This window comes from Sutterella sp. (genome assembly GCF_030539355.1).
GTDB lineage: Bacteria > Pseudomonadota > Gammaproteobacteria > Burkholderiales > Burkholderiaceae_F > Sutterella.
Window position 1 is genome coordinate 1 of record NZ_JAUNSF010000197.1, and the last position, 1802, is coordinate 1802.

General features: G+C 67.1%; 2 protein-coding genes. Both read right to left on the minus strand.

Going from position 1 to position 1802, the window contains the following annotated elements; genetic code table 11:
- Positions 1–93: 93 nt before the first annotated feature.
- Entirely contained in the window at positions 94–495 is a 402-nt protein-coding gene (locus Q4F91_RS13475) for an autotransporter domain-containing protein (protein WP_368661021.1), read from the minus strand.
- Positions 496–816: 321 nt separating this feature from the next.
- Positions 817–1802 (minus strand): M20/M25/M40 family metallo-hydrolase (locus Q4F91_RS13480; RefSeq protein ID WP_303338248.1); only part of this gene is annotated, 986 nt, incomplete at its 5' end.

Consider the following 1802-nt stretch of genomic DNA (forward strand, 5'->3'; position numbering starts at 1 on the left):
GGCCGGTCAAGGTGATTCGGTTACGAAAAAGGTCTTCCCCGGCGGGCGGGTCCGGGAAAACGGGAGGCCCGCCGGGAAGGGATGTGCGGTCGGTCAGAACCTCCAGCGGACGTTCGCCATCGCGGCGTAGTTGTCGGCGTTCGAGCTCCCGGTGTAGGAGACGCCCACGCCGAAGCCGAAGCGGCCGGCCTCGCCCGTCAGCCCAAGCTTGGCCGAGTAGTTCACGCGGTCGAGGACCTCGGTCGAGGTGGTCGAGTCGGAGTTCATGATCACCGAGCCGCCCGAGCGCGCGGTCATCGCGTCCATGTGGACGAAGCTGAAGCGCAGGCCCGCGTAGGGCGCGATGTCGACCGTCTCGGTCTCGAACGCGTACTTCGCCTTCATGCTCGCCGAGAAGATCTTCGACGTGGCGTCGGCCGTGATCTTCCCGCCGTAGTTGTCCTGCGAGGTGTCGCCGTCCACATACACGAAGCTCACGGCACCCGCCGTTAACAACCGGACTCGACCTGCAGCAAGTCCAACTGCGCCGCCACAGGGAACGCACGAGGCCGTCGTGTCTTCAGGGAAGACACAAATGGAAACGCGTCACGAACCCCGGATCGGACGCAGTTTATTACACAAAGGGGAGGCGTCGTGTGGCCTGATGTACACGGAAAACGCCTCTGCGAGAGGTGTTTTCAGAAATTCCCGGCGCCGGGACCCGGAAATGTCATGACGGCACCTGAACGACAGAAACCTCCCCGGGCAGTTCAGTCCGGAGAGGCTTCGGCTCAGTGTGTCCGGCGCTCCTGAAGGGAGCGCTCTCAGAAGCGAGGATCAGTGCTTCCGCGGGAGCATCGGCTCCGTCACGCCCTCGACGCCCACGAGCGCGAGCGCGGCGAGGAGCGCCTCCTGCGGGCCCAGCCAGGCGTCCTTCGGGTCCCACCACTCGGTGAGCGCATGGTTGTTGGCCTCGGTGCCGCCGCCGCCGAGCGTCGTGGCGGGGAAGCCCATTGAGAGCGGCACGTTGTGGTCGGTCGAGGCGAAGGCGTAGTTGAGAAGCGGAATGCCGAGCGCGTCCATGGCGGCGTGCGCCGCCTGGATCACCGGGCTCTCCGGCGACGAGATGCCCGCCGGCCGGTGCCCGATCGGCTCGACCGTGAGCCGCACGGCGTTCCCGCCCGAGACGCCCCAGCGGGCGTTCTCCTCGGCGACGGCCTCGTCAAGGAGCCCGAGGATCCTGTCCGCGGTGCGGGTGAGTTCCTCGTTGTCGGAGCTGCGGACATCGATCTGCATCTCGGCCTTCGCCGCGATGGCGTTGACGCTCGTTCCGCCGCCCATGACGCCGACGGTGAAGGTGGTCTTCGGTTCCTCGGGAACCTGAAGGTCGGCGATCTTCGCGCCGGCGCGGCAGAGCGCGTGGTTGGCTGAGGCCACGAGGCCGAACTTCTTGAAGCTGTGGCCGCCCGGGCCCTCGAAGACCGCGCGGTAGCGGAGGCTTCCCATCGCGCCCTTGAGGATGCGCGTCGGGGCCGCGCTGTCAAGGCCGATGAAGCCGTCGAATTCACTGGAGCGGGCCTTCCAGAGGGCCTTGGTGCCGCGCAGGTCGCCGTTGCCTTCCTCGCCCACGGTGGCGGCGATCACGATGTCGCCGACGAGCGGAACCCCGGCACCCTTGATGCTCCTCAGGATCTGCAGCAGCGCCGCGAGACCGCAGGTATCGTCCGAGATGCCGGGGGCGTGAAGGACGCCATCGATCTCCTTCACGGTGCAGTCGGTGCCCTTCGGGAAGACGGAGTCAAGGTGCGCGGACATCACGAGGC